Source organism: Pseudomonas sp. GW823-FHT06B06, from assembly GCF_058795195.1.
In genome coordinates this window covers 73,466-99,151 of record NZ_JBXAHO010000005.1, presented here as the reverse complement: position 1 = coordinate 99,151, position 25,686 = coordinate 73,466, and the positions used below count along the sequence as shown (strand labels likewise).

The window sequence follows — 25,686 nt, the reverse complement described above, 5'->3', positions numbered from 1 at the left end:
TCCGCTCCTTAGCGCAGTGCGTTAAGGGTGGCGTTGTGTGGAATGCAGCGCTCGAAGTTGCAACTGGCAGCCTCCCGGGGCAAGTTGCGTAGCTGCTCGACACGCCACGCAGCAGCGCCATACAACCCGAGCGTGACCGCGCAGGTGATGAAGATGGCGAGGTACCTTCTTGTTTTGATGTTCATGGCGTAGACCTCTGAACGAATACCCTTCGGTATTACCTTGAGCATAGGTCAGATGCGTAGGAGCTGCCGGAGGCTGCGATCTTTTGATCTTGATTTTCAGCGGCGTTGAGAAGATCAATATCAAAAGATCGCAGCCTGCGGCAGCTCCTACAGGCCAGTATCCCACGCCGGTTTTTCGGGAAACCTCACCACCAGAAAATCCAGCAAGCAACGCAGCGCCGATGGCATGTGTTTGCGTGAGGCGTATACCGCGTACACGTTCATCTGCCTTGGCTCGGCCCGGGGCAGCAGGCGCACCAGCTCACCGCTGTGGATGTACACGCCGGCCTGATAAGTGGGGAGCATGGCCACGCCTGCGCCGGCCAGGGTGGCGCGAAGTAGCGTGCTGGCTTCGTTGGCGCTGATGTTGCCTTGCACAGGCACCGCCACCTGTTCGCCATCGAGTTCAAAGTGCCACAGGTTTTTGCCGAAGTACGAGTGGGTCAGGCAATTGTGCAGGCTCAAGTCCTCGATCCGCCGGGGTGCAGGGTGTTCGCGCAAATAGGCGGGGGCGGCGCAGATCACCGAGCGACACACCGTCAACCGACGGGCGATCAGGTTCGGGTCCAGGTCATTGCTGGTGCGAATGGCCAGGTCGATGCGCTCGTCCACCAGGTTCACCGTGCGGTCAAGCATCTGCAGGTCAATGCTGACAGCCGGGTAGCGCTTGACGAATGCCGCCATGGCATCGGCCAATTGCGCCTGGCCGAATGAGGTGCTGACGCTGATTCGCAGCAGGCCGTGAGGTGTATCGTCCGGCACGCTGACGGTAGCTTGCATGTCCGTGGACAGGTCAAGCATCTGCCGGCAGCGGGGCAGTATTTCGCTACCGGCGGTGGTCAGGCTCAATTTGCGCGTGGTGCGGTGCATCAGGCGTGCGCCAACCCAGTTTTCCAGTTCCGCCAGATAACGCGAAACCACCGGCCGTGACAGTTCCAGATGATCGGCGGCGGCCGACTGGCTGCCAAGATCGATCACCGTGACGAACACCCGCATTGCTTGTAGACGATCCATGATTTGCCCGGTTTCAGAAACAAACTATGTCCAAGCATCGCATTTTTTGTACTGAAGCAGGCAACTAAGCTCTGTTCCCATACCGGCCTTCCCTGGCCTGCAAACAACGGAGCAACAGATGATCGGTTTCACCACACTTAAACGCGTTTTGCTGGCGACCGCTGTCCTCGGCTTCGCCGCCCACGCAGCCGCGTCGACATTGACGCTGGATGTCTATAACCCCGGCGATAAAGCGATATTCCCGGTGACCTCGGTACTGGTCAGCGGCGAGAAAGAAGCAATCCTGGTGGACGCCCAGTTCGGCAAATCCCAGGCCGCGCAAGTGGTGGAAAAAATCCGCGCCAGTGGCAAGCAACTGACCACTATCTACATCAGCCACGGCGACCCGGATTATTACTTCGGCCTCGATACCCTGACGGCTGCATTCCCCAATGCAAAAGTGCTCGCTTCGCAGCCGACCGTTGATCACATCAAGCAAACCGTCGACGGCAAGCTGGCGTTCTGGGGGCCGAAATTGGGAGCTGACGCGCCCGCCAAAACGGTTGTGCCGGATGTGCTCAAGGGCGACAGCCTGATGCTCGAAGGGCAGAAGCTGCAAGTGATCGGCCTTGAAGGCAAGCAACCGGATCGCAGCTTCGTGTGGGTTCCGTCGATCAAGGCCGTGGTCGGTGGTGTGGTCGTGGCAGAAAACATCCACGTCTGGATGGCCGATACCCAGTCTCCCCAGTCCCATGCCGATTGGTTGGCGACGCTGCATTCGATCGAAACCCTGAAGCCGAACACCGTCGTGCCGGGCCATTACCTCGGCGATAGCGCCCGATCCCTGGCCGCCGTTAAATTCACCGCCGATTACATCAAGGCCTTCGATGAGGAAACCGCCAAGGCCAAAGATTCGGCGGCACTGATCGCGGCGATGAAAAAGCGCTACCCAGCACTGGGCGAGGAAAGCTCGTTGGAGCTGAGCGCCAAGGTCGCCAAGGGCGAGATGAAGTGGTAAATCTGCCAATGGGACGCAGAGCGTCCCGGGCTGCATTCCCACGCAGAGCGTGGGAACGATCATACGAGTACACCCCTGCAGGTTTCGATTACCGGGATTGCGCCTGTTCCACCAGCCAACCCATCAACTCGCGCAACTTCGGAGAAGGTGCGGGTTTTTCCGGGAAAACCAGGTAATACGCCAGCCCTGTTTTCACCTTCAATTCAAAGGGCATGACCAGCCTCCCGGCACTCAGGTCATCGCCAATCAACGACCAGTCACCGATCGCCACCCCCGTGCCCTGGGACGCCATCGACATGGCCAGGTCCAGCGTTTCGAAATGCTGGCCCTTGCTCACGTTGCTCAAGCGAATATCCGCAGTGGCCAGCCAGGCCTTCCAGTCCCGTTCATCCCGGGTCGGGTGAAGCAACATGTGTTGCTCCAGGTCCTTTGGCGATTGGAGCGGCACCGAACCTTCGAGCAATGGCTGGGAACACACCGGCGTCAGTTGCTCATCGAAGAGTTTTTGCGACAGCAGTGAGCTGTCCGGCGGCGCGCCATACATCACCGCGGCATCGAACTGCTCGCGATGAAAATCCACGCCGTGCTTGACCGTGGTGGTGAGCTCTACCGGCACGTCCGGGCGTTCCCTTTGCCATTGCAACAGGCGTGGCAGCAACCAGCGCATGACGCAGGTCGGAGCCTTTAGCTGGAGGGTTTCGCGCTTCTCGCCGATCTGTTCGACCGCTTCGTCGATCAAGCCGAAAATCTGCTGGACCCGTGGCAGCCATTCCCGTCCTTCGGCGGTCAGGTCCAGGCCTCGAGCCTGACGGATAAACAATTCGTAACCCAGGAAATCTTCCAGCCCGGCGATCTGCCGACTCACCGCGCCCTGGGTGATAAATAGCTGTTCAGCAGCACGGGTGAAATTGCAGCACTGCGCGGTAATCAGGAATGTGTGCAGCGCCGGCAGGGGAGGCAGTCGTTTCATCGGGATCCAAGGTATGACGTGAGGACATGGCTAGTATGACTTTTTATCCATTGTTGCGGCTATGTGTCGCCCGTTCCAATGAGGCCATCCCTGGACCTGCGAACCCATCATAAACACTGCGCAGGCCCGGCGTCTCAAACGAACAAGAAGGGCAATGACATGGCGACGTGTGGCGAAGTATTGGTCAAGTTACTCGAAGGTTATGGAGTCGAGCAGGTGTTCGGCATTCCCGGGGTTCATACCGTGGAGCTGTATCGCGGGCTGGCCCGTTCGAGCATCAACCACGTCACCCCGCGTCACGAACAGGGCGCCGGCTTCATGGCTGACGGCTATGCCCGCACCAGCGGCAAGCCGGGTGTGTGCTTCATCATCACCGGCCCTGGCATGACCAACATCACCACGGCAATGGGCCAGGCCTATGCCGACTCGATCCCGATGCTGGTGATCTCCAGCGTACAGACCCGCAACCAACTGGGCGGCGGTCGCGGCAAGCTCCACGAACTGCCGAACCAGAGCGCACTGGTCGGTGGCGTGGCGGCGTTCTCCCATACCCTGATGTCGGCGTCCGAATTGCCGGACGTGCTGGCCCGTGCCTTCGCGCTGTTCCAGGCCGGTCGCCCGCGCCCGGTGCACATCGAAATTCCGTTGGACGTACTGGTTGAAGAAGCCGACGACCTGCTCGCCAGCGTCCCGGTAAACATCGATCGCGCCGGCGCCGCACCGTCCGCCGTGAGCCGCATGACCGAGCTGCTGGCCGGTGCCAGGCGTCCGTTGATCCTCGCCGGTGGTGGCGCCATCGATGCCGCCGCCGAATTGACCGAACTGGCCGAATTGCTGGACGCGCCCGTAGCGCTGACCATCAATGCCAAGGGCATGCTGCGCTCTGCTCACCCGTTGCTGATCGGTTCGACCCAAAGCCTGGTTGCCACGCGCGCACTGGTCGCCGAGGCCGATGTGGTGCTGGCCATCGGTACCGAGCTGGCCGAGACCGACTACGACGTGACCTTCGCCGGTGGTTTCGAGATTCCTGGCAAGCTGCTGCGCGTCGACATCGATCCGGACCAGACCGTACGCAACTACCCGCCACACGTGGCCTTGGTCGCCGACTCGCGCAACGCTGCCCAAGCCTTGCTCAGCGCGCTGTCGCACAAGCCACTGGCCGAGCGCCGCAACGATTGGGGCCAGGTGCGCGCCGCCCGTTTGCGCGAAGAACTGGCCGCCACCTGGGACGCGCCGACCCTGGACCAGAGCCGCTTCCTGGAAACCGTTCTGCACGAACTGCCGAACGCGGTATTCGTCGGTGATTCGACCCAACCGGTGTACACCGGCAACCTGACCTTCAACCCGGAACGCCCGCGTCGCTGGTTCAACTCCTCCACCGGTTACGGCACCCTCGGTTACGCCTTGCCAGCGGCGATTGGCGCCTGGTTGGGCGGCACCGTCGAAGGCGGCGCACGTCCTCCAGTGGTGTGCCTGATCGGCGACGGCGGCCTGCAGTTCACCCTGCCGGAACTGGCCAGCGCCGTTGAAGCGCGCACCCCGGTGATCGTGCTGCTGTGGAACAACCAGGGTTACGAAGAGATCAAGAAGTACATGGTCAACCGTGCCATCGAGCCGGTGGGGGTGGACATCTACACCCCGGACTTCATCGGTGTAGCCAAGGCATTGGGTTGTGCAGCCGAGGCCGTCAATGGTGTTGAACAATTGCGTACGGCATTGCGTGTTGCCACCGATCGCCAGGGCCCGACCCTGATTGAAATCGATCAGGCCGCGTGGACGAAGGCGGTGTCGAAATGAGCTTTTCCACGACTTTTCCGACGACTTTGGATGGCCTTTTCATCGACGGTAAATGGTCGGCGGGCAAGGAACACTTGCGCGTGATCAACCCGGCGACCGAAGCGTTGTTGACCACGGTGAATGGCGGCGATGAGCGCGCCGTCGATCAGGCGGTCAGCGCAGCGAGCAAAGCCTTTGCCGACTGGTCGAAGACCACCGGCGCCGAACGTGGCGCGATCCTGCGCAAAATCGCTGCGGGTGTGCAGGCCGGTCGCGACCAGTTGATGCACTTGCAGTCGAGCAACAACGGCAAGCCATTGTTCGAAGCAGCCATCGACGTTGATGACGTGATCGCCACGTTCGAATATTACGCCGGCCTGGCTGAAGGTCTGGACGCGAAACAGGACAGCCCGGTAGAGCTGCCGACCGACGATTTCAGTGCGCGCCTGCGCCGTGAACCTTGCGGTGTGGTCGGCCTGATCGTGCCGTGGAACTTCCCGATGGTCACCACTGCGTGGAAACTCGCCCCGGCCCTGGCCGCCGGTTGCAGCGTGGTGCTCAAACCCTCGGAAGTAACGCCGCTGCCGGAGCTGGAACTGGCGAGGATCATTGCCCAGGCCGGCTTGCCTGCTGGTGTGTTCAACCTGGTGTGCGGCACTGGCCTGGCCGTTGGCGCACCGTTGTCGGCAGACCCGCGCATCGCCAAGGTGTCGTTCACCGGCAGCAACGCGGTCGGTGTGCAGGTCATGCAGCGGGCAGCGGAAACCGTCAAGGGCGTGAGCCTGGAACTGGGCGGCAAATCTTCCTTGCTGGTGCTGGCCGATGCCGATCTCGACCTGGCGGTGGAAGTGGCCTGCGGTGGCGGTTTCTTCAACGCCGGGCAGATGTGCTCCGCGACCAGCCGCGTGCTGGTTGCCGATGAGCTGGCCGATGAGTTCCTCCGTCGTGTGAAGGTCCGCGCCGAAGCCATTCGTGTGGCCGACCCGTTCGACCCGAACGTGGAGATGGGCACGCTGGTCAATCAGGCGCAGTACCAGCGCGTGCTCGGCCACATCGATCGCGGTTTGAGCGCTGGTGCCAAACTGGTTTGCGGCGGCAATCGTCCTGCAGACCTGCCGCGTGGATATTTTTTGCAGCCGACCGTTTTCACTGATGTGCCCCTCGACAGTGCGCTGTGGTGCGAAGAGATTTTCGGCCCGGTGATTTGCGTGCGTCGTTTCGCCTCTGAGGCTGAAGCGATTGCCCTGGCCAACGACAGCCAGTTTGGTCTGGTCGCCAGCGTGGTTACGCGTAACGCAGAAACGGCGGATCGCGTCGCCAACGCTTTGCAGGCGGGGCTCGTGTGGATCAATGCGCCGCAAGTGATCTTCCCGCAGACCGCCTGGGGTGGCTACAAGCAGAGCAGTATCGGCCGCGAATTGGGGCCATGGGGCTTGCAGGCTTTCCAGGAAATCAAGCACGTGATTCGCGCTGTCTGATGCCTCTCCCGTAGGAGCGAGCATGCTCGCTCCTACAGTGAGGCATGCGCCGACGTCATGGCTTCAATGAATTTTTATCGATAGTCAGGTGTTTTACACGACCTCAGGATGAACCCGCTGGCTCAGTAAAGCCCCCGAACATACGAGGGGTAAACGCTGAACCGGCTGCGCGGATGCAACAGTTTCGACCTGCCTTATACCTACAAAAACAAAGGGAGTCCGTAATGGGCGAGCATGATCTGAACAGACGTCAATTCATCAAGACCGTGGGCGTAGCCTCGGTTGCCGCGGCGGCCATGAGCCTGCCGTTCGTCAAGGCCAACGCCAGCGACACCCGCTTTCAAGGCAAGACCCTGCGCCTGCTGACCTGGTCCGACGATACCGGCCTGGCCGCACTGCGCAACATCGCCGCGACCTTCGAAGACAAGTACGGCTGCAAGGTCATCGCCGACCGCACCGGCAGTACCTCGGAAATGGTCGCCAAACTCAAGGCCGGTGGTGATCGTCCGCAGTACGACATCATCACCCTGGCCGGCGTCGGTGCCGAAGGCCTGGCCGCCGCCAACCTGCTGGAAAAGCCCGACCTCAACCGCATCCCCAACCTGGTCGACGTACCGGAGAAATACCGCACCGGCGCCAATGGCCACGGTATCGGCTACCTGCTCTGGTGCAACAGCCTGGTCTACAGCACGCGCACCATCAAGCAGGCACCGGACAGCTATGCCGCCCTGTGGGACGCCGACCTGTCGCCGAACATCTTCCTGCCGCCGCCGAACTGGACCGAGGCCATGGACCTGATCATCATCGCCGCCAAACTGGCCGGTGGTGACGAGCACAACATCGAGCCGGGCTTCAAGAAACTCGCCGAGCTCAAGGATCGTGTGGTGACCCTGGGCGAGAACCCGAACCAGATTGCCGAGCTGTTCCGCACTGGCTCCCTGGACATGGGCGGCCTGTACGCCCCGGCGTTTTTCCCGAAACAGATCCGCGATCCGAACTACGGTCTGGGCGCCACCTTCGGCATGAAGGAAGGTTTCTACACCGACCTGATGCTCTCGGTGATGCCGAAGAATCGTCCGGGCGATACCGACCTGACCTACGCCTTCATCAACCACTCCCTGGACCCGCTGGTGCAGGGCAAGATGGCTGAAGACATCTACAACGGCCCGGTCAACGCCAAGGCGATCATCTCCGCCGAAGCGCGCAAGAGCCCGTACATTCTCACCCCGGAGCAGATTGCCGAGAAGGCGATCATGCACGACAACGCCTTCCTGGCCACCGTGCATGACCAATGGATTCGTCGTTACACGGAAATCTTTTCTTCCTGATCTTCGACCACTGAAGATCCCCTGTGGGAGCGAGCCTGCTCGCGAATGCGGTCTGACATTCACCATTGATGTCGACTGACAAATCGCTTTCGCGAGCAGGCTCGCTCCCACAAGGGAATGATGTGTCTGGAAGATCTGTGTTTCAGCTGCTTTCCATTGACGAGACCTTTGCTATGGAACACCAACCTTTGACCCATTCGGTCAGTGTCGCTGAGCCGCGCCCGAACCGGGGTGTTTCGCCGACGGCCCGTGCCTGGTTTTTCCTCACGCCGTCGATGCTGTTTCTTGGCGTACTGATTGCCGCCAGCCTGCTGGTGCTGCGCATGAGCGTGGGCACCAAAGGCGCGGAATGGTCCGGGTTCAGCCTAGCCAGCTACGCCCAATTGCTCGAACCCTACTACCTTAAATCGCTGATGCTGACCCTGCGCCTGGCGCTGATCAGCGCGGTGATCGCGGTGATACTGGCGATCCCGGTGGCCTACACCATGTCGCGCCTGACTTCGCCGTTTGTGCGGCGGATCTTTCTCGCCGCAGTGCTGTTGCCGTTGCTGGTCAACCTGCTGCTGCAAAGCTACGGCTGGCTGGTGATTCTCGGTCCCGGCGGCATGCTCAACCAGGCACTGATGGGCCTGGGCCTGATCAAGCGCCCGATCATGCTGTTGTACAACCAGAACGGCGTGTTGATGGGCCTGGTGCAAACCGCCTTCCCGCTGGCCGTGCTGCCGATTGCCAGCGCCATGCGCGGCGTCGCCCGCAGCTACGAAGAAGCAGCCGCCACCCTCGGCGCCAGTCGTTTCCAGGTGTTCCGCCAAGTGGTCTTGCCTATGAGCCTGCCGGGGATCATCACCGGCGCGACGCTGGTGTTTGCCTACAACGCCAGCAGCTTCGTGGTGCCGCTGCTGCTCGGTGGTCGACGCGTGCCGATGCTGGCGGTGATGGTGCATGACCAGATCGCCCCGCTGATGAACTGGCCCGCCGCGTCCGCCGCCGGCGTGGTGCTGATCGTCACCACCCTGGCGATCATGACCTTGTCCGAATTCATCACTGGCCGTCGTCGGCGCATGCTGGAGGCTTCCCAATGAGCACCCTGACCAAGAAGCGATATGGGCTGTTGCCCGGCGAGACCGGCAAGTTTGCCGGCATCCTTTCGGGCTTCATCCTGCTGCTGGCGGTATTGCCGATCCTGACCATGATCGTGATGTCGTTCAGCGGCGCGTCGAACCTCGACTTCCCGCCCAGCAGCTATAGCCTGCAATGGTACAAGGCAGCCTGGCACACCTTCGTGTCGCCGGACTCCAGCGATGTGCTGAGCCTGGGCAAGGCCATGACCACCAGCCTGATGGTGTCGTGCCTGACCATGGTCTTCGCGACCATCATCGCCGTGCCGGCGGCCTATGCCCTGACCCGTTGCGAGTTCCGTGGCAAGGCCGTGGCGCTGCAATTGATGTCGCTGCCCCTGGTGTTCCCGATGGTGGTGCTGGGCCTGGCGTTGCTGCTGGTGTTCGACAGCCTGCCGTTCCAGATGACCACTTCGCGGCTGGTGATCGCCCACGTGATCCTGGCACTGCCGTTCGTGGTGAAGAACTGCACGGCGGCCATGCTCTCGATCGGCAGCGAAGTCGAAGAAGCCGCGCAAATGCTAGGTGCTTCGCCGCTACGGGCGATTGTCGACGTGGTGGTGCCGTTGATGAAGTCGGGGATCCTGGCAGGCATGTTGCTGGCGTTCATCGTCTCGTTCAACGAGTTCACCGTGACCTATTTCCTCTACACCATCGATGTGATGACCGTGCCGATCTGGATGTACAGCCGCACCGTGTCGTCGCTCGATCCAACCGTATTTTCGTTTGCCGTGCTGATCGTGCTGATCGACTTCGTCCTGATCTGGGCGCTGGAGAAGCTGGTCGGTGAAGGTGGCGTTTCGTTCTGATTTCTTGAGGTGATTCTTATGTCTGGTCTGATTCTGGAAAACGTCGAGAAATATTACGGCTCGGCCTGCGCGGTAAAAGATGTGAACCTGCATTTGCCCGAGGGCAAGCTGGTGTGTTTCCTGGGCCCGTCCGGTTGCGGCAAAACCACCTTGCTGCGCATGATCGCCGGCCTGGAAACCCTGAGCGGTGGCGAGATTCGCCTGGACGGCGAGGACATCGGCCATACCCCGGCGCACCTGCGTAATTTCGGCATGGTGTTCCAGTCCCTGGCGTTGTTCCCGCACATGACCGTGGGGGAAAACATCGCCTATCCACTGAAACTGCGCGGGGTCAGCAAGGCTGACCAGCAGGCGCGGGTGGTGGAGTTGCTGGAGTTGATTCAGCTGCAAGCGATGATCGATCGCCCGGTAGCGAAACTCTCCGGCGGCCAACGGCAACGCGTGGCGATTGCCCGGGCGATTGCCAACCACCCGAAAATCCTGTTGCTCGACGAGCCGCTGTCGGCGCTGGACGCCAAGCTGCGTGAGTCGATGCAGGTGGAAATCCGTCAGTTGCAACAGCGTCTGAACATCACCACCATCATGGTGACCCACGACCAGCGCGAGGCCATGACCATGGCTGATATCGTTGTCGTGCTGGGCGAGCACAAGGTGCAGCAGGTGGGTACGCCGATCGAAATCTACCGCCACCCGGCCAACGAGTTTGTCGCGGACTTCATCGGCTCGGGCAACATCTTCCCAGCCACGGCGCTGGGCGACGGCAAGGTCAGCCTGCCGGGCGGCGATGCGTTGCAAGTGCCAATCTGCAGCAGCATTGTGGTCGGTGAAAAAGTGAAGATGCTGATTCGCCCGGAAGACCTGCAACTGTCGGCGCCGCAAGCCACGGCGGGTAACCGCTTGCTGGGCAAGGTGACCTTCGTGCGCGATATCGGCGCGACCATCGAGACTACGGTGGAGTGTTCCGGGGTGTCGTTTACCGCGCTGAGTACACCGTGCCAGGGGTTTGGCTTGAGCGTTGGGCATCCGGTGTCGGTGACATTGCCGGCAGAGGCTTGCCGCGTACTCGGCGCCTGACTGTACTGGCCTCTTCGCGAGCAGGCTCGCTCCCACAGTGGATCTTCTGTGAACACAGCATTTGTTAACACCAAAGATCAAATGTGGGAGCGAGCCTGCTCGCGAAAGGGCCGGCACACCCCACACAAATCTCAGCTAGACACTCAGGCGCAACCGCGCCAGGTCCCGCAACGGCGGCGCGCCGAACAACCGGCTGTACTCCCGGCTGAATTGCGAAGGGCTTTCATAGCCGACCCGATACCCCGCCGCCGAAGCCTCCAGCCCTTCGGCCAGCATCAAGCGCCGCGCCTCCTGCAGGCGTAGCTGCTTTTGATACTGCAACGGACTCATTGCCGTCATCGCTTTGAAGCGGTGATGCAACGTCGACACGCTCAAGTTCACTTCTTTGGCCAGGTCATCGATACGCAGCGGCTGCTCATAGTTGCTGTTGAGCCACTTGATCGCCTGGCTGATGCGATGACTCTGACTGTTGGCAATGGCAATTTCATACAGCCGATGCCCCTGCTTGCTGCGTAATAACCGGTAGAGAATTTCCCGACGAATCAGCGGCGCGAGCATGGTGATGTCTTTCGGCGTGTCGAGCAATCGCGCCAGGCGCAGCACGGCGTCGAGCATTGCGCTGTCGAGACGTTCGACATACAACCCGCGTCCGGTTGGCCGGGTGGGTACGCCGAGGGGACCGGCGTCGGCGATCAGCGCGGTGATCTCCGCGGGGTCAATGTCCAGCCGCAAGGCCAGGATCGGTTCCTCGGTCGAGACATTGACCACCCGCCCGCTCAGCGGCATCGAGACCGAGACCACCAGGTAGTTCAGCGGGTCGTAATTGAAATACTCGTTAGCCAGCTGAACTTCTTTGCGTCCCTGGGCCATGATGCACAGCGCTGGTTGCGCCAGTACCGGGGCGAACTCGTGGGACTGGCTGTGGCGCGACATGAACAGTGAGCCGATGGCAGTGGCATAACTGCCATCTTCGGCAGTGTTGCGACGGATGATCGCCGCCAGTTCCGTGCGCTGCTTTTCCATGTCGGTGTCCAGCGGGGTTTGCGGCGGGTGTGAAAAGTGATCGAGAGACGACATGCAAGGCATCCTCGGCAAGGCATGGGTGATGGGGCAGAGCATATGTTTGTGCAAGCAACAGCGGTAGACACATCCTGCCAGATGCTTGCCTGATTCTGCACGGGGTTGTTTCCGTGCACGGGCAATGCGGGATGCAGACGGGAAAACTTGCTTGAAACTCGCATGGCAGAACCGTGACAGGATTTTCCATGTTGTTACAGCCAGTTCATGCACGTTCGCAGGATTGTGCAACGCGCCGGCAGGAATCGACTAACGACACAGGCACATCGGCCTTTAACCTTGGATCCTGTCGCAGCCCGTTCCGCTGGCTGCCTCGCGACTCCCCGGGAGGGTTGAACATGTCAAAGCAGATCCCCGTCAGTCATATGGCCTTTGTCCGGGCACGCCCGGGGCGTTCTCAAGAACTGGGAGTGCGCCTGAGCGCGCTGATCGAGCCGTCGCGGGCCGCACCAGGCTGCCTGAGCTTCGCCTTGCAGCAGTCGCAATGCGATCCGCAGTTGTGGCTGGTGTCCGGTTTTTGGGTCAACCAGCAGGCCATGAACGCGTACTTCAGCACGCCGGCCATGGAGGTTTTTGCCGAGCTGGTGCAGGAACTGGTGGTCGACAGCCTGGATTTTCACACCTTCAAGGACGTGTCGGCGACGCAGGCGTTGCGACAGTCCGGGGCAGCGGTACACAAACTGGCCGGTTGAGGGTTTAATGGCAGCATTCTCAACTAGCCAGGATGCGCGACATGGCACGCAAAGCCTTTGAACACTTCGAAGCCGTTTCAGCTGTAGTACCGGGCGAGGGTGGCTACCACGCCGCAATCGCAGTCAAGGCATTGGGTGGTTCCGGCGCCCCGCGTTTTCACAAAGTGTTGGAAGGCCAGACCTTCAAGACAGCTCACGAGGCCGATGATGCGGCCGCGAAGGAGCTGACTCGCCTCAAGGACGTCAAGGAAAACACCGACCTGCTCTGGTAATCACTTCACCGCCCCCGGGCGATACATCTTGAACAATGCCTCAGGCCCCAGCTGGAAATAATCCGCCGGCCCGCCGCCGCGCAGAATCGGTTCTGCCGCGGCGGTGTCGTACACCCCATCCTTCAATAGCCACTTGGCGATATGCACGGCGACGACTTCGCCGAGAATCAGCCAGCTCGGCACCACATTTCCGTCCGCCCGCTGCAGCTGAATAATCTGGGTGACCTTGCATTCGAAAGACACCGGGCTTTCGGCGACCCGTGGCACCTGAATGACTTTCGAGGGGACGGTGGTCAGGCCTGCCAGTTCGAACTCGTTGACCTGCGGTCCGACCATGGCACTGCTCTGGTTCATCTGCTCGGCCAGTGGCCGGGTGGCGAGGTTCCAGGCGAATTCACCCGTCTGTTCAATGTTGTTCAGGCTGTCTTTGCGCCCGACGCTGGAAAATCCAATGATCGGCGGGATGTAGTTGAAGGCGTTGAAAAAGCTGTAGGGCGCCAGGTTCAAGCGGCCTTCGCCATCCTGTGAAGAAATCCAGCCGATGGGGCGCGGGCCGACGATCGCGTTGAACGGGTCGTGGGGCAGGCCGTGGCCATTGGCGGGTTCGTAGTAGTGGATGTCATCGGGCATGGAGAAAAATCCTGGGGCTTTCGATAGGCGGTCATGGTGCTGGGACCGGCACTATTTTTCCAGCCAATAAACATCTCGTAGGAGCTGCCGCAGGCTGCGATCTTTTGATCTTGCCGTTGGAAATCAAAAGATCGCAGCCTGCGGCAGCTCCTACAGGTGTTGTGACAGTGCGCATGTTTTTGCTGTGCTCCAGAAATGACTAAGCCCGGCCGAAGCCGGGCTTTGGTGCCAATCTTGCGGATTAGCTGACGGAAGCACCGCCAGTGCGGTCGTAACCATCTTCAGCGACAGTGGCGCCGCCGGTGCGGTCGTAGCCATCTGCGGCGACGGTAGCGGAACCCGTGCGGTCATAGCCGTCTGCTGCAACAGCGGAACCAGTGCGGTCGTAACCGTCGGCAGCGAAGGTGTTGGCGGCCAGTACGGACAGGGCGATGGCGAGGAACAGTTTGGTTTTCATTTCATTTCTCCAGGTTCTTTGGCGTTTTGTCTCTCGGGCATGGGTTTCATGCTACGCCAATTAAACTGATTAAAAAGCGCAAAATAATGCTAAAAACAATCGATTAAGTAGATGTTAAGGCCGTGAGGCTTTACTGCTTTCAGAGACTAGTGAACGCATCGCATTTAACCGATCAGGCAAACTCAGGATGGCGGTCGGGCATTAACTCGTGATTAATCCATTGGATGGCGATTCTGTTTTCCAAGACCCTGGGCACCGCGCTTGGCGATTACCTGGCTGATGACTCGGGGCTTGGCTTTGCCGGTGGCGCGCTATTGATCGGCTCGACCATTGCGTTGGTCGTGCTGCTCAAATACTTCACGAAGATTTCGTCGGTGCTGTTGTTCTGGGTGGCGTTCGTGCTCACCCGGCCGTTCGGCGCGACATTGGGTGATTTCCTGACCAAGCCACATGAAAAGGGTGGGCTGGACTTTGGCACCATTGGTTCGACGCTGGTGCTGGCGGGGATTCTGGTGGTGATGATTGCGGGGGCTTCGTACGCGCAGAACACGTACGGGAATCGGGCGGCAGTCGAGTTGACTTGATACCGAGGCGTCCCCTTCGCGGGCAAGCCTCGCTCCCACAATGGATCCGAGTGAATCAGCCCTTGTGGGAGCGAGCCTGATCGCGAAGAGGCCGGTATGACCGACCTCGATGCGACTGTCAGTCAGTGACGATCCGCGAATGCTTGCGGGTGTCTTTCATGGTGACGTACACCAGCAGGGACACGGCGATGCACGCCGTGACATACCAGTAGTAACCGGTTTCCATGCCAATGCTCTTGAACCACAGCGCGATGTATTCAGCGGTGCCGCCGAAGATCGACACGGTCAGGGCATACGGCAGGCCTACGCCCAAGGCGCGGATTTCGGTCGGGAACAGCTCGGCTTTGACCACCGCGTTGATCGAGGTGTAGCCGCTGACGATGATCAGTGCCGCCATGATCAGGAAGAACGCGCCCCACCAGGTCGTGATGGTGTGCAAGGTGGTGAGGATCGGCACGGTGAAAATCGTGCCCAGTACGCCAAAGGCGATCAGGATCGGACGTCGGCCGATCTTGTCCGACAGGCCACCGATGATTGGCTGCAGGCACATGAACAGGAACAGCGTGGCGGCAGAGATGGTGGTGGAGTCGGAAATGCTCATGCCGACGGTGTTCACCAGGTATTTCTGCATGTAGGTGGTGTAGGTGTAGAACGCCAGGGTCCCGCCCATGGTCAGGCCAACCACGGTCATCAGCTCTTTCGGATGGCGCATCAGGGTGCGCATCGCGCTTTCCTTGGCCTTTTCTTTCTTGGTGAACGACTCGGTTTCTTCCATGCCACGGCGCAGGTACAGCGCGACCACGGCACACAGCGCGCCGATCGCGAACGGGATGCGCCAGCCCCAGGCGTATAGCTCTTCGGTGGTCAGTACGTTCTGCAGGACGATCAGTACACCCAGTGCTATGAGTTGACCGGAGATCAGGGTCACGTACTGGAAGCTGGAGTAGAAACCGCGACGTTCCTTGGTCGCCATCTCGCTCAGGTAAGTAGCGGAGGTGCCGTATTCGCCACCGACCGACAGGCCTTGCAGCAAGCGGGCGAACACCAGCAGGATCGGCGCACCGATACCGATGATTTCATAGCCCGGGCTCAGGGCGATCAGGAGCGAACCGAAGCACATCAGGTACACCGAGGCCATCAGGGCTTTCTTGCGTCCGACTTTGTCAGCGTACAGGCCCATCAGCCACCCGCCGATCGGGCGCATCAGGAAACCCACGGCGAAAATCGCAGCGGTATTCAGCAGTTGTGCGGTGGTGTCGCCTTTGGGGAAAAAGGTCTTGGCGAAATAGAGCGAGAAAGCGGCGTAGACGTACCAGTCATACCACTCGACCATGTTGCCGACAGAACCGCTGAAGATAGATTTGATACGGCTGGAAGTGGTTCGTTCTTTTGCCGGCGCGGCAACCGACCCACGGGGCAGGGTATTGGAGTTATCCATTGAAGGATCCTTCATTTAATTATTTTATGTGGAGCGCGCATAAACGCAGCCTGCGGGGGCTATAGCAGGAGCTGTGCCAAGAGGGAGAGGGCCGGTTTAGAGGGGGATTGAGGTTTGAGTGAGCGGAAATCCGCTTATTCTGGAGAGGGTGTGAGCGAAAAACCGCTTAACGCTTTGATCGTTCCCATGCTCCGCGTGGGAATGCAGCCAGGGACGCTCTGCGTCCCAAAAGCCGAACGCGGAGCGTCCGTCGAGGCATTCCCACGCAGAGCGTGGGAACGATCATTCACCGAGAAACATCTCTCGGTTAAGCCCATGCCGCTGCATCTTTTCATTGAACGTCCGGCGCGGCAGCTGCAGTTCTTCAAGCACCGCCTTCACATCACCCTTGTGCCGGGTCAATGCTGCGCGCAGGCACTGCGCTTCAAACGCTTCCTGCTGCGCTGCCAGTGACTGTCCCGGCTCGATGCCCGCCGGCACAGGCTCGCCAAGCCCCAACACCTGGCGCTCGGCTACGTTTGCCAGTTCGCGCACATTGCCTGGCCAGTCGTGACTCAACAGATGGCTCAACTGGGGCCCGCTCAACGGCGCAAAGGTTCGCCCCAGTCGCTCTGCAGCACTTTGGGCAAAGGCCTCGTACAACAACGGAATGTCTTCGCGACGGTCACGCAGCGGTGGCAGGCGCAATTCGGCGACGTTCAAACGGTAAGCCAGGTCCTCGCGGAAACGTCCGGCCCGTGCTTCGTCGAGCAAGTCCGGCTTGGTTGCGGCGATGATGCGCAAATCCACTCGAATACTCTGGTTCGAGCCCAAGCGCTCAAGCTTCTGCTCCTGTAGCACCCGCAGCAATTTCACTTGCTGGGCCAGGGGCATGCTTTCGATTTCATCGAGAAACAACGTGCCGCCATCGGCGTATTCGAGTTTGCCGATGCGCTTGCCTTGGGCACCGGTGAATGCGCCGCTTTCGTGGCCAAACAGTTCTGCTTCGAACAATTGTTCGGGGATGGCCGCGCAATTCAAGGCGACGAAGGGTTTATCGGCGCGCGGCCCGAAATCGTGCAGGCAGCGGGCAACCAGTTCTTTGCCGCTACCGGTTTCACCGCGGATCAATACGTTGACCGGCAACGCCGCCAAATCAAGAACCTGGCGACGTAGCGTCTGCAAGCCACGGGACACACCCAGCAGCGTCGCGTCGAGTTTGGCGCGGTTGTCGGCCTGCTCGTGCAAGGCGCGGTTTTCCAGCACCAGCCGGCGCTTGTCCAGCGCGCGGTGCAGGCTGCCAAGCAGGGTTTGCGGGCTGAAGGGTTTTTCCAGGAAGTCGTAAGCGCCATCGCGCATCGCATCGACAGCCATCGGCACGTCGCCATGGCCGGTCAGCAGAATCACCGGCAAGTCGGCATCGCGGCGCTGGACTTCAGCCAGCAGTTCCAGCCCGGACATGCCGGGCATGCGCACGTCGCTGAGGATCACTCCGGGGTAATGCGCGGGCAGTTGCGCCAGGCATTCGTCGGCGCGGCTGAACAGTTGCACCTGGAAACCCGACAGGCCCAACCACTGCTCGACGGCGCTGCGGATGCTGCTTTCGTCGTCGACCACCATCACTGAATTGAGCATGTGCCAGGAGCCTCCGGATCGATGGGCAAGGTGAGTGTGAACACCGCGCCGTTGTCGTGATTATCGGCGCTCAGGCGTCCTCCCGATTCGTGAACGATGGCAAAGGATACGGCCAGACCGATGCCCAGGCCATCACCCACCGGTTTGGTGGTGAAAAAGGGATCGAAGACCTTCGACAGGTTTTCTTCGGCGATGCCGCCGCCGTTGTCGATGACGCTCAGGCGCCACAGTTGTTCGTCGGCTTCCAGGCGGATTTCCAGGCGTTTGCAGGGTTTGTCCTGCATCGCATCCAGAGCGTTGCGTAGCAGATTGATCAACACTTGCTCCAGGCGAATTGCGTCGCCGCGCACCCACGCCGGGCGCGCCAGGTGCAGCACGGTGCTGACCTGTTCGTCGCGCAGGCGAGTGTCGAGCAGCTCAAGCGATTGGTCCACCACCGATGCCAGGTCCAGGCGTTCGCGCAAACCGCTGGGGCTTTTGCGGGCGAAGGTTTTCAGGTGGCCGGTGAGGGTGGCCATGCGCGTCAGCATGTCATCCACCGGCTTGAGAGCCTTGTAGGCGTCGTCGACCCGGCCGTGGTCGAGCAACAGTCGCAGCGTCGCCAGCTGCATGCGCTGGGCGGTCAGTGGTTGATTGATTTCATGGGCCAGCGCCGCCGACATCTGGCCGAGGGCCGCGAGTTTGGCCGATTGCACCAGACCGTCCTGGGCGGTGCGCAGGTCGCGGGTACGCTCTTCCACCAGCTGTTCGAGCTCTTCGCGACTACGCTGGCGCATTTTTGCCAGGCGCCAGCGCTGATTGAGGAACAGCAGCAGAAACACCAGTGTCAGCCACAGGCCGGCTGCGGCGAGGGCGGCGTTGCGACTGTCTTCGAATGCTACTTGCGGACGACGCAGCAGGTGCAGCGTCCAGCCCTCGGCGGCCAGCGGCAGGGATTCCCACAGGTAATCCGTCTTGCCGTCCGGACCGTCGACCCGCGCCAGTTCGCTGTTGTCGTCGAAGCGGCGCAACGATTGATAGTCGAGCCGCGTCAGCGGCTGCTTGTCGTATTGGCGGGTGGCCTTGAGCTCGGCAAGGTCGCTGTCGCTCAACGGTTTCAATTGGCGATAGCGCCAACCCGGCTGATTGGCGATGAAGATGATGCCGCGCGCATCGCTGACCAGCAGCGTGTCGCTGCCCTGGCGCCATTCGCGTTCCAGCTCGGGAAATTCGAGCTTCACTACCATGGCTCCGAGAAACTGCCCGTCGTCGTTGGTCACGGCACTGGACAAGAAGTAGCCCGGTATCCCGCTGGTCACCCCCACGGCATAAAAACGCCCGGTGCCCTGGGTGCGGGTCTGGTTGAAGTAAGGGCGAAAGCCATAATTGTGGCCGACGTAACTGCTGGGCAAGCGCCAGTTGCTTGCTGCCACGGCGAGACCGGTGCGATCGAGCAGTTCCAGGGTCGAGGACTCGGCGGCGCCATTGATCTTTTCCAGCTTGCGGTTCAGCACGTCCTGTTGCTCTGGGTTGACCGGGCCTTTGAGCGCGTCACGCAGCTGCGGGTCCAGCGCCAGCACCGAGGGCAGGGCGCGGTAGCGTTCGATCAGGGTGTGCAGGGATGTGGCATACAGCGCCAATTGCTGATTGGCACGGGCCGCATCTTCAACCAGGGACTGGCGCACGGTGTGGCGCATGGCCAGGGTGGCAGCAATGGCGGCACCGGCGATGATCAGCACGGTGTACAGCGCCAGGCGCAGGGATCGGGAAGTCAGCGGCATGCAGTGGACAACAGGAAAAAATGAGGGGGAGCACAATACCATGTGGAGGGCAGTCATCTCTCGCCGGTACCCATGCGCTGGCGCTGGTTTTACCGTGATGGTCGATCCCAGGCGTTTCAGTTTGTTACCAGCCAAAAAAAACCGGCGGGTCGTTGCCGACCGGCCGGTTTGTTGGGGTTTCAGTGCAGCTTACTGCACTTCCACCGCCAGGCTTTCACTGATCTTTTGCTGCCAGATGGCAGGACCGGTGATGTGTACCGACTCGCCCTTGCTGTCGACTGCGACAGTCACTGGCATGTCTTTCACGTCGAACTCGTAGATCGCTTCCATGCCCAGTTCGGCGAATGCCACCACGCGGGATTTCTTGATCGCTTGCGCCACCAGGTAAGCCGCGCCGCCCACTGCCATCAGGTAAACGGCCTTGTGGTCCTTGATCGCGTCGATTGCGGTCGGGCCGCGCTCGGATTTGCCGATCATGCCCAGCAGGCCGGTTTGCTCGAGAATCTGACGGGTAAACTTGTCCATGCGCGTGGCGGTGGTCGGGCCAGCCGGGCCTACCACTTCTTCGCGCACCGGATCGACCGGGCCGACGTAATAGATGAAGCGACCCTTCAGGTCCACCGGCAGGGTTTCACCCTTGTTCAGCATCTCGACCATGCGCTTGTGCGCAGCGTCGCGACCGGTAAGCATCTTGCCGTTGAGCAGGACGGTTTCGCCCGGCTTCCAGCTCTGCACTTCTTCCGGGGTCAGGGTGTCGAGGTTGACGCGACGGGCCGACGGACCCGCTTCCCAGACGATTTCCGGGTAGGCGTCCAAAGGTGGCGCTTCCAGGGATGCCGGGCCAGAACCGTCGAGCACGAAGTGCGCGTGACGGGTAGCGGCGCAGTTCGGGATCATGCACACCGGCAACGAGGCGGCGTGGGTCGGGTAATCCATGATCTTCACGTCGAGCACGGTGGTCAGGCCGCCGAGGCCCTGGGCGCCGATGCCCAGCTGGTTGACCTTCTCGAACAGCTCCAGGCGCATTTCTTCGATGCGGTTCTGCGGGCCGCGGGCCTTAAGCTCGTGAATGTCGATGGACTCCATCAACACTTCCTTGGCCATCACCGCGGCTTTCTCGGCGGTGCCGCCGATGCCGATGCCGAGCATGCCCGGTGGGCACCAGCCGGCACCCATGGTCGGAACGGTCTTGAGCACCCAGTCGACGATCGAGTCGGACGGGTTGAGCATGGCCATTTTCGACTTGTTCTCGGAACCGCCACCCTTGGCTGCCACGTCCACTTCCACGGTGTTACCCGGAACGATGGAGTAGTGGATGACGGCCGGGGTGTTGTCCTTGGTGTTTTTACGAGCGCCCGCCGGGTCGGCGAGGATCGAGGCGCGCAGGACGTTTTCCGGCAGGTTGTAAGCCCGGCGCACGCCTTCGTTGATCATGTCGTCCAGGCCCATGGTGGCGCCATCCCAACGTACGTCCATGCCTACGCGAACGAAAACGGTGACGATGCCGGTGTCCTGGCAGATCGGGCGGTGGCCGGTGGCGCACATCCGCGAGTTGATCAGGATCTGCGCCATGGAGTCACGGGCCGCTGGCGATTCTTCGCGCAGGTAGGCTTCGTGCATCGCCTGGATGAAATCCACGGGGTGGTAATAGGAAATGAACTGCAGGGCGTCGGCAACGCTCTGAATCAGGTCGTCTTGCTTGATCACGGTCATGAGTCGCGCTCCTCTAAAAGACGGGAACATTCAATAAGGTGCTTGCAGCTTGGGTACTTCGGTCGGTTGCAAGCACCTTTCAAGGCACGCCGGGCATGCTGGCGCGACGCTAAAAAGGCGCGGCAGTATACCGCGCATCAAAGGCAGGTACACGCGCCGGCGGTCAAACCTTGGTCTGATTGTCGTGCCCGATCCCCGTAGGAGCTGTCGAAGGCTGCGATCTTTTGATTTTGTTTTTAAGATCAAGATCAAAAGATCGCAGCCTGCGGCAGCTCACAGTGAAATTGTGTCACCCGAAAATTGAATGGTTATTTATCGGCCGCACCACTAAAGTGACATTCGGTCTGTAGAGTAGGACGCTCTGTCAGTCTCCTTTCATAGGGTGAGTCAACGATTGACCCATAACGCCATCCAGCGCCTGTTGCTCAAACGTTTTTCCCTCGCAGCCGGCACCTACGCCCTGGCCCTGCTACTGCTGTGGCTGGCGTTTTTTACCGGCCACTACGATGAGTCGCTGGCCAACGTCGCCGTCGGCAGTGGGCTGGTGGTCATCAGCCAGGCGGCGTTGTTCGTAGTGTTTTACAGCGGCTGCAACCTGCGTTTTTCCGACCCCAGCCTGACCGAGACGCAGGTGCTGCTGGGGCTGGGTTGGCAAACCTGGCTGATTGCCAATCTGGATGAGGCTCGTGGCGCGTTTCTGGTGTTCTACGTGCTGATTCTGTTGTTCGGGCTGTTTCATCTGTCGCGCCGTGCATTTGCGCGCTGTGCGTTGCTGGTCTTTTTCAGTTTCAGCGCGATCACGCTGTGGGAGGGCTACCACTTCCAGCTGGCCGACCCGGCGCTGGCCGCATTGCAGGTATGCGTACTGTTCATCGTGCTGGTCTGGCTTGAGCTGTACGCCCGTTACGTCCAGGCCTCCCGCCTGCGCATGCGTCAACGCCGCTTCGCCTTGCAGGCGCACCAGGACACGTTGCGCGGGATGATGCGCCAGCTCGAGGACCTGGTCGCTACCGACGAGTTGACCGGACTGTTCAATCGCCGGCATTTCCTGCGCCTGGCTTCACGCGAACTCAAGGCCATGGACGCCAGCGTCGTGCATGGCCTGGCGCTGATCGACCTCGATCACTTCAAGCGCATCAACGATATTCACGGCCATGCGGCTGGCGATCAGGTATTGCAGGCATTTGCCGGCGTGGCGTCGGCCTGCCTGCGCGACGGTGATGTCCTGGCGCGCTACGGCGGAGAAGAGTTTGTGGTGTTGCTGCCTGATTGCGATGCCGGTCGATTGACCGCTTGTTGCGAGCGGCTGCGCCTCGCCTTTATCGATGTCGAGCTGATCGGCTTGAAAGTCGGCAGTCTCAGCCTGTCCGCCGGCATGACCCTGCTGTTACCGGGTGATGATCTTGACGAGGCCTTGCAGCGGGCTGACCAGGCGCTTTATCGGGCCAAACGTGACGGCCGCAACCGTTGCGCTGCAGCATGGGAAAACGTCGATGCCTGAGTTGCGCGTCGGTGACCGCCAATGGTCGGTGCCAGTTGGCAGTAATCTGCTTGATGCCCTGAATCAGAACGGCGTGTCGGTGCCTTACAGCTGTCGTGCCGGCAGTTGCCATGCGTGCCTGGTGCAATGCGTGCAAGGGCTGCCGAGCGACAGCCGGCCCGATGCCTTGAGTGCGCAGCAGCGCCAGCAAGGCTGGCGGCTGGCATGCCAGTGCCAGGTGGTCGAGGATTTGCAAGTGCACACCTTCGACCCGCAGCAGGATGGCAGCCCGGCCGAAGTCGCGGCCGTCGATTGGTTGAGCGCCAGCGTATTGCGCTTGCGCCTCACCCCGCAGCGTCCATTGCGCTATAGCGCAGGTCAGCATCTGGTGTTGTGGGCCGGTAATGTGGCGCGGCCGTATTCCCTCGCCAGCCTGCCGGAGGAAGACCGCTTCCTGGAGTTCCACCTCGATTGCCGCCTGCCAGGTGAATTCAGTGACGCGGCGCGTCAGCTGAGCATTGGCGATCCAGTCCGCCTCGGCGAGTTGCGGGGCGGGGCATTGCATTACGACCCGGACTGGCATGCCCGGCCGTTGTGGCTAATGGCCGCCGGCACCGGCCTGGGACCATTGTTTGGCGTGTTGCGCGAAGCATTGCGTCAGGATCATCAGGGTGCCATCCGTGTGATTCACCTGGCCCATGATGCCAATGAGCATTATCTGGCCAAACCCCTGCAAGCCATGGCAGCCAGTCGTCCGAACCTCAGTATCGAGCTCTGGACCCCAGCCGGGTTGCCAGCGGCATTGGCGCAAATGCGCCTTGTCTCTCGGCAAAACCTCGCCTTGGTCTGTGGAGCCCCCGATAGCGTTGACGCCTTCGCCCGGCGCCTGTACCTGGCAGGACTGCCGCGTAATCAACTGCTGGCCGACGTGTTCCTGCCCCGTGGTTGAGATGATACAGCTCAAGGCAATGGCGGCATTGAACCCAAAAAAGATCGCAGCCTGCGGCAGCTCCTACAATGGAATGCGTTCCCTGTAGGAGCTGCCGCAGGCTGCGATCTTTTAATCTTCAAAACAAAAAAGCCCCGCCATTCACATGGCAGGGCTTTCGTTTTTCAGCGAGCGGTCACTCAGACCATCGGATCGCCAACGTGCAGGATCTTCATGCCGTTGGTGCCACCGGTGGTGTGGTAGCTGTCGCCCTTGGTCAGGATGACCCAGTCGCCTTTCTGTACGACGCCGCGCTTGACCAGTTCGTCGATCGCCTTCTGGCTGACTTCGTTCGGTGCCAGCGAAGCCGGATCGAATGGAATGGTGTACACGCCACGGAACAGCGCCGCGCGCGCCTGGGCTTCACGGTGTGGAGTGAACGCATAGATCGGCACCGAGGAACGGATGCGCGACATGATCAGCGGGGTGTAGCCACTTTCGGTCAGGGCGATGATCGCCTTCACGCCCGGGAAGTGGTTGGCGGTGTACATGGTGGCCAGGGCGATGCTCTCGTCGCAGCGCTGGAACTCCTTGCCAATGCGGTGGCTGGAGGTCTTGCTGGTTGGGTGCTTTTCAGCGCCAACGCAGATTCGCGCCATTGCTTGCACAGCTTCCAGCGGGTACAGGCCGGCGGCACTTTCGGCCGAGAGCATCACGGCGTCGGTGTAGTCGAGCACGGCGTTGGCTACGTCGGACACTTCGGCGCGGGTCGGCATCGGGTTCTGGATCATCGACTCCATCATCTGGGTCGCCACGATCACGGCCTTGTTGTGGCGACGCGCGTGCAGAATGATTTTCTTCTGGATGCCCACCAGTTCGGCGTCGCCGATTTCCACGCCCAGGTCACCACGGGCCACCATTACGGCGTCGGAGGCATTGATCAGGCCGTCGAGGGTTTCGTCGTCGGCTACGGCTTCGGCACGTTCGATCTTCGCCACCAGCCAGGCGGTACCGCCGGCTTCGTCGCGCAGTTGACGGGCGTATTCCATGTCGGCGGCGTCGCGCGGGAAGGACACGGCGAGGTAGTCGACCTGCATTTCGGCAGCGAGCTTGATGTCTGCCTTGTCTTTCTCGGTCAGGGCCGGTGCCGTCAGGCCACCACCGCGACGGTTGATGCCTTTATGGTCCGACAGCGGGCCGCCGATGGTCACGGTGCAGTTCAGTTCGGTAGCGGTGGCGGTGTCGACGCGCATCACCACGCGGCCGTCGTCGAGCAGCAGCTCGTCACCTACACCGCAGTCCTTGACCAGGTCCGGGTAGTCGATGCCGACCACTTGCTGGTTGCCTTCGGTCAGGGGATGGCTGGTGGAGAAGGTGAATTGATCACCGATCTTCAGCTCGATCTTCTTGTTGGCGAATTTGGCGATACGGATTTTCGGGCCTTGCAGGTCACCCAGCAGGGCAACGAAGCGGCCGTGCTTGGCAGCGAGGTCACGCACCAGCTTCGCGCGAGCCTTGTGCTCGTCGGGGGTGCCGTGGGAGAAGTTCAGGCGGGCTACGTCCAGGCCAGCCAGGATCAGCTGTTCGAGAACTTCCGGCGAGTTACTGGCCGGGCCAAGGGTGGCGACGATTTTGGTACGACGGACGGACATGCAAAGACTCCTGAGTTCAAGCGCTGAGTGAGGCTACTATGCTCTTGGGGTGTAGTCATTGTTCATGTGCACTACTTATTCGTTTGATTCTTTGAATGAACACTTTTGCTGACCTGCCACCTGAAGATTTTCGTCCACGGGTCGATACAGAGCTCAAGTCAGGAGAACTCCCATGCGATTCGTGCTCATAGCCGTCCTTGCCCTCAGTGTCGTGGGCTGCACCCGTTGGTCGATGAACCACCATTTGAACCTTGCCTATAGCGCCTATGACCGTGGTAATTGCGAGCAAGTGACGCTCGAGCTTTCCAAAGTTGAACGCGCCAGCCGCGCGCGGCCTTATGTGTGGCCAGAAGTGTCAATGTTGCGCGGTTTGTGTCTGGAACGGCAAAAACTGTTTGTCGATGCGGCGCAAACCTACCAGTTCATCATTGCTTCGTATCCGCAAAGCGAATACGCGTATCGCGCCCAGGCTCGCCTGGAAACCTTGCAAGCACTCAATCACTACCCGCTGCGAAGTTCGGCGACGGTACGTCCAACCCGCTTCTGATTACGTTTCTCATCTGGTGGCTGGCTCGCCGGCGACGGTGAGCTATAGTCGAAT

The 25,686-nt window shown here is 60.8% G+C and carries 23 protein-coding genes and 1 pseudogene; 13 read left to right on the top strand and 11 right to left on the bottom strand.

Translation table 11 applies throughout. The features are described 5' to 3' along the window. Nucleotides 1-8: 8 nt before the first annotated feature. Nucleotides 9-185 carry a hypothetical protein gene (locus AC1Q8Q_RS06305; RefSeq protein ID WP_020799474.1) on the bottom strand — a complete coding sequence of 59 codons (177 nt, stop codon included), beginning with the start codon at nucleotides 183-185 and terminating at the stop codon, nucleotides 9-11. Nucleotides 186-332: 147 nt separating this feature from the next. Beyond that, nucleotides 333-1,238: a LysR family transcriptional regulator gene (locus AC1Q8Q_RS06300; RefSeq protein ID WP_492614896.1), complete on the bottom strand. Its 906-nt coding sequence runs from the start codon at nucleotides 1,236-1,238 to the stop codon at nucleotides 333-335. A 118-nt stretch (nucleotides 1,239-1,356) separates the two neighbouring features. Here AC1Q8Q_RS06300 and AC1Q8Q_RS06295 point away from each other — a divergent pair, with 118 nt between their 5' ends. Beyond that, nucleotides 1,357-2,235, top strand: coding sequence for an MBL fold metallo-hydrolase (locus tag AC1Q8Q_RS06295; protein ID WP_168758867.1), 879 nt, complete (start codon nucleotides 1,357-1,359; stop codon nucleotides 2,233-2,235). Nucleotides 2,236-2,323: 88 nt separating this feature from the next. Here the strand turns inward: AC1Q8Q_RS06295 and AC1Q8Q_RS06290 are convergent, their stop codons facing one another. Beyond that, a complete protein-coding gene (locus AC1Q8Q_RS06290; protein ID WP_020799477.1) occupies nucleotides 2,324-3,205 on the bottom strand; it encodes a LysR substrate-binding domain-containing protein in 882 nt (293 codons plus the stop codon). 159 nt (nucleotides 3,206-3,364) lie between these two features. Here AC1Q8Q_RS06290 and AC1Q8Q_RS06285 point away from each other — a divergent pair, with 159 nt between their 5' ends. The 6 genes from AC1Q8Q_RS06285 (at nucleotide 3,365) to AC1Q8Q_RS06260 (ending at nucleotide 10,788) form a co-directional block, all read left to right on the top strand. Next, the gene (locus AC1Q8Q_RS06285; protein ID WP_033041992.1) at nucleotides 3,365-5,002 is read left to right on the top strand and encodes a 5-guanidino-2-oxopentanoate decarboxylase; all 1,638 of its coding nucleotides are present in this window, start codon (nucleotides 3,365-3,367) and stop codon (nucleotides 5,000-5,002) included. After that, nucleotides 4,999-6,459: an aldehyde dehydrogenase family protein gene (locus tag AC1Q8Q_RS06280; protein ID WP_492614895.1), complete on the top strand. Its 1,461-nt coding sequence runs from the start codon at nucleotides 4,999-5,001 to the stop codon at nucleotides 6,457-6,459. The genes AC1Q8Q_RS06285 and AC1Q8Q_RS06280 overlap by 4 nt, the downstream gene beginning before the upstream one ends. A gap of 224 nt (nucleotides 6,460-6,683) precedes the next feature. Further along, nucleotides 6,684-7,787: an extracellular solute-binding protein gene (locus AC1Q8Q_RS06275; protein ID WP_020799480.1), complete on the top strand. Its 1,104-nt coding sequence runs from the start codon at nucleotides 6,684-6,686 to the stop codon at nucleotides 7,785-7,787. A gap of 173 nt (nucleotides 7,788-7,960) precedes the next feature. Further along, on the top strand, nucleotides 7,961-8,869 hold the full coding sequence (locus AC1Q8Q_RS06270; protein ID WP_033041993.1) for an ABC transporter permease: 909 nt from the start codon (nucleotides 7,961-7,963) through the stop codon (nucleotides 8,867-8,869). Then, complete coding sequence (locus AC1Q8Q_RS06265; protein ID WP_492614894.1) at nucleotides 8,866-9,714, top strand: ABC transporter permease; 849 nt, start codon at nucleotides 8,866-8,868, stop codon at nucleotides 9,712-9,714. Before AC1Q8Q_RS06270 ends, AC1Q8Q_RS06265 begins: the two co-directional genes overlap by 4 nt. An 18-nt stretch (nucleotides 9,715-9,732) precedes the next feature. Then, complete coding sequence (locus AC1Q8Q_RS06260) at nucleotides 9,733-10,788, top strand: ABC transporter ATP-binding protein (protein ID WP_033041989.1); 1,056 nt, start codon at nucleotides 9,733-9,735, stop codon at nucleotides 10,786-10,788. A 135-nt stretch (nucleotides 10,789-10,923) separates the two neighbouring features. Here the strand turns inward: AC1Q8Q_RS06260 and AC1Q8Q_RS06255 are convergent, their stop codons facing one another. Continuing rightward, nucleotides 10,924-11,865, bottom strand: coding sequence for an AraC family transcriptional regulator (locus tag AC1Q8Q_RS06255; RefSeq protein WP_020799484.1), 942 nt, complete (start codon nucleotides 11,863-11,865; stop codon nucleotides 10,924-10,926). Nucleotides 11,866-12,203: 338 nt separating this feature from the next. Here AC1Q8Q_RS06255 and AC1Q8Q_RS06250 point away from each other — a divergent pair, with 338 nt between their 5' ends. Further along, entirely contained in the window at nucleotides 12,204-12,557 is a 354-nt protein-coding gene (locus tag AC1Q8Q_RS06250) for a putative quinol monooxygenase (RefSeq protein WP_033041757.1), read from the top strand. Nucleotides 12,558-12,598: 41 nt separating this feature from the next. Further along, nucleotides 12,599-12,829, top strand: coding sequence for a hypothetical protein (locus tag AC1Q8Q_RS06245; protein ID WP_020799486.1), 231 nt, complete (start codon nucleotides 12,599-12,601; stop codon nucleotides 12,827-12,829). On the opposite strand, the gene AC1Q8Q_RS06240 is transcribed toward AC1Q8Q_RS06245, so the two are convergent. Next, on the bottom strand, nucleotides 12,830-13,459 hold the full coding sequence (locus tag AC1Q8Q_RS06240; RefSeq protein WP_020799488.1) for a flavin reductase family protein: 630 nt from the start codon (nucleotides 13,457-13,459) through the stop codon (nucleotides 12,830-12,832). It lies immediately after the preceding gene. Between the two features lie 241 nt (nucleotides 13,460-13,700). Beyond that, the gene (locus tag AC1Q8Q_RS06235) at nucleotides 13,701-13,916 is read right to left on the bottom strand and encodes a hypothetical protein (RefSeq protein ID WP_008061934.1); all 216 of its coding nucleotides are present in this window, start codon (nucleotides 13,914-13,916) and stop codon (nucleotides 13,701-13,703) included. A gap of 212 nt (nucleotides 13,917-14,128) precedes the next feature. Between AC1Q8Q_RS06235 and AC1Q8Q_RS06230 the strand changes: the two are divergent. Beyond that, nucleotides 14,129-14,500, top strand: a pseudogene (locus AC1Q8Q_RS06230) (COG4705 family protein); the annotation flags it as partial. A gap of 118 nt (nucleotides 14,501-14,618) precedes the next feature. Here AC1Q8Q_RS06230 and AC1Q8Q_RS06225 read toward each other — a convergent pair. The 4 genes from AC1Q8Q_RS06225 to AC1Q8Q_RS06210 form a co-directional block, all read right to left on the bottom strand. Next, entirely contained in the window at nucleotides 14,619-15,938 is a 1,320-nt protein-coding gene (locus AC1Q8Q_RS06225; RefSeq protein ID WP_033044967.1) for an MFS transporter, read from the bottom strand. Nucleotides 15,939-16,220: 282 nt separating this feature from the next. Next, nucleotides 16,221-17,552, bottom strand: a complete 1,332-nt coding sequence (locus AC1Q8Q_RS06220; RefSeq protein WP_033044968.1) for a sigma-54-dependent transcriptional regulator — start codon at nucleotides 17,550-17,552, stop codon at nucleotides 16,221-16,223. Then, the gene (locus AC1Q8Q_RS06215; RefSeq protein ID WP_492614893.1) at nucleotides 17,537-19,312 is read right to left on the bottom strand and encodes a sensor histidine kinase; all 1,776 of its coding nucleotides are present in this window, start codon (nucleotides 19,310-19,312) and stop codon (nucleotides 17,537-17,539) included. The genes AC1Q8Q_RS06220 and AC1Q8Q_RS06215 overlap by 16 nt, the downstream gene beginning before the upstream one ends. Before the next feature lie 189 nt (nucleotides 19,313-19,501). Next, nucleotides 19,502-21,025, bottom strand: a complete 1,524-nt coding sequence (locus AC1Q8Q_RS06210) for a fumarate hydratase (protein WP_008061943.1) — start codon at nucleotides 21,023-21,025, stop codon at nucleotides 19,502-19,504. 394 nt (nucleotides 21,026-21,419) lie between these two features. On the opposite strand from AC1Q8Q_RS06210, the gene AC1Q8Q_RS06205 reads away from it, so the two are divergent. Both AC1Q8Q_RS06205 and AC1Q8Q_RS06200 read left to right on the top strand, forming a co-directional pair. Next, nucleotides 21,420-22,526 carry a GGDEF domain-containing protein gene (locus AC1Q8Q_RS06205; protein WP_083349686.1) on the top strand — a complete coding sequence of 369 codons (1,107 nt, stop codon included), beginning with the start codon at nucleotides 21,420-21,422 and terminating at the stop codon, nucleotides 22,524-22,526. Continuing rightward, nucleotides 22,519-23,454 (top strand): iron-sulfur-binding ferredoxin reductase, encoded by a 936-nt coding sequence (locus tag AC1Q8Q_RS06200; protein ID WP_492614892.1) that lies wholly within the window; start codon nucleotides 22,519-22,521, stop codon nucleotides 23,452-23,454. Before AC1Q8Q_RS06205 ends, AC1Q8Q_RS06200 begins: the two co-directional genes overlap by 8 nt. Nucleotides 23,455-23,633: 179 nt before the next feature. Here the strand turns inward: AC1Q8Q_RS06200 and pyk are convergent, their stop codons facing one another. Next, nucleotides 23,634-25,085 (bottom strand): pyruvate kinase, encoded by a 1,452-nt coding sequence (pyk, locus tag AC1Q8Q_RS06195; protein ID WP_020797866.1) that lies wholly within the window; start codon nucleotides 25,083-25,085, stop codon nucleotides 23,634-23,636. A gap of 172 nt (nucleotides 25,086-25,257) precedes the next feature. On the opposite strand from pyk, the gene AC1Q8Q_RS06190 reads away from it, so the two are divergent. Further along, complete coding sequence (locus AC1Q8Q_RS06190) at nucleotides 25,258-25,632, top strand: tetratricopeptide repeat protein (RefSeq protein ID WP_020797867.1); 375 nt, start codon at nucleotides 25,258-25,260, stop codon at nucleotides 25,630-25,632. Nucleotides 25,633-25,686: the final 54 nt, after the last annotated feature.